Annotated in this window: 1 pseudogene; it reads right to left on the bottom strand. The window is 62.1% G+C overall.

The window, feature by feature from the left end:
• Nucleotides 1–170: 170 nt before the first annotated feature.
• A pseudogene (locus FA740_RS19285) lies at nt 171–1,417 on the bottom strand (IS3 family transposase).
• Nucleotides 1,418–1,915: the final 498 nt, after the last annotated feature.

The following is a 1,915-nucleotide window of genomic DNA, read 5'->3' on the forward strand; positions in this document are numbered from 1 at the left end:
CCGGAGGCGGCATCTTCCAGCCGATCCTCTATGCGGTGCCGATGCAGTACCTAGCCTACCACACCGCCGTCGCAAAGGGCACAGACGTCGACCAACCCAGAAACCTGGCTAAATCCGTAACCGTCGAGTGAAGGGGCAGGCTCAACGCCAGCTGACCTGCCGCTGAACTTTCATCCAGCCGCGACCGGAGCCCGGTTGGTATTTACGCCGATTGTCGCGGGTTGAGCAATCGCCCGTCGCGCGGAGCTTTCATCTCGCGCAGCGGGGCGGGCGATTGCGGTGATCAGGGTTCGTGCGTAGTCGACCGGGGTCTGGTAATCCAAGGCCGAATGCGGGCGCTCGGTGTTGTAGTCGGCGGCCCAGTCAGCGATCACAACACGCGCGTGAGCCAGGTTGCGGAACATGGTGTCATTGAGCAGCTCATCGCGCATCCGACCGTTGAAAATCTCGACGAAGCCGTTTTGCATCGGCTTTCCCGGCGCGATGGAGTGCCACTCGATCTGATGCTCGGAACACCACCGCAGGATGGCGTTCGAGGTCAGTTCCGTGCCGTCGTCGGAGACGATCATTCCAGGCTTCCCTCGACGCTCGATCAGGGCCGATAGCTCTCGTGCGACGCGCCGTCCGGATATCGAAGAGTCCGGGATCGCTGCGAGGCATTCCCGGGTGACGTCGTCGACCACGTTGAGAACTCGGAAGTGTTGGCCGTTGGCAAACGGGTCATGAACGAGTTCCAGCGACCAGCGTGCGTTGGGTCGCGCCTCGACCAGGATTGGGGCCCGCGTGCCGATCGCTTTGCGTCGGGCCTTCCGCTTGCGCACCGTCAGCGTCGTCGGGAAAACGGTCCCCCGGACCGTTTTCTGATCCTCCTCCATCCTCGCGGTAGAGCCGATAGATCCGATTGATGCCTGAAGGCCCCCCTCGCGGCGCAAGAGGACGAAGAGCCGGCGATAACCGAAGCGTCGGCGTTCGTTGGCCAGCTCCCGCAACCAATCGCCCAGCACCGTGTCCGGCGCACGGCTCGCGCGTCGTAGCGGACCACCTTGCGATCCGCTCTGACAATCCGGCACGCCCGCCGTTCCAAGAGCCCGAGCAGGGCATTCAGATGCGCGACCGCCTCGCGCTTCACGGCAGGCGTCACCACTTTTTTGAAACCAGCTCCTTCATCGCAGCCAGATCCAGCATCTGCTCGGCCAGAAGCCTCTTCAGCTTCGCGTTCTCATCCTCGAGCGTCTTCAGCCGCTTGGCCTCCGACACCGTCATGCCGCCGAACTTGGCCTTCCAGTTATAGAAGGTGCCTTCCGACATGCCGTGCTTGCGGCACAGGTCAGCGCACTTCGTGCCGTCGACGTATACGTCGACCGTGCTCGCCAAGGATGCCGATGATCTGCTCATCCGTAAATCTTCTGCGCTTCATTGTCCGTCCTCAAGTTGGAGCGGACTCTAATCGGTGGTGGAGGAAAAATCCCGTGACTGGTCATTACCTCAAGCGCCGCGAGGCCGAGGGTCTGGACGGGCCCCGGCCCGAATTCGGCGACCTGCAGCGCGCCGAGGACGCGGCCTGGGCCGAGATGGGAAACGCCCCTGCCCCCGGTGCCGATGGAGGGGCCTCGGCGGATGAGTGCGGCGGGGACGCGGGCGTTGCTGGAGGAGATGAAGGGGCGGAGGGGGTTGTGAGGAGTGATGCTTTGCGGCGCAAAACTTATGATAGCGGTTTTTCGTCGACGGTAACGTTTACATCAAATATGGTCAGCATGCTACAATAATATCGAGAAGAATATGCTAGAACGGCTCTGTTGCACAAATCGGCTGAGGGTCGAGGTTCCCCTTCCCCCGGACAGACTCATCCCACGGCTTCAGTGACGGGTATGCCGAGTGCGGCGAAGCCGTTCAGGACGACCACACGGATCTGAAA

The organism is Paracoccus hibiscisoli (assembly GCF_005048265.1).
Classification (GTDB): domain Bacteria; phylum Pseudomonadota; class Alphaproteobacteria; order Rhodobacterales; family Rhodobacteraceae; genus Paracoccus; species Paracoccus hibiscisoli.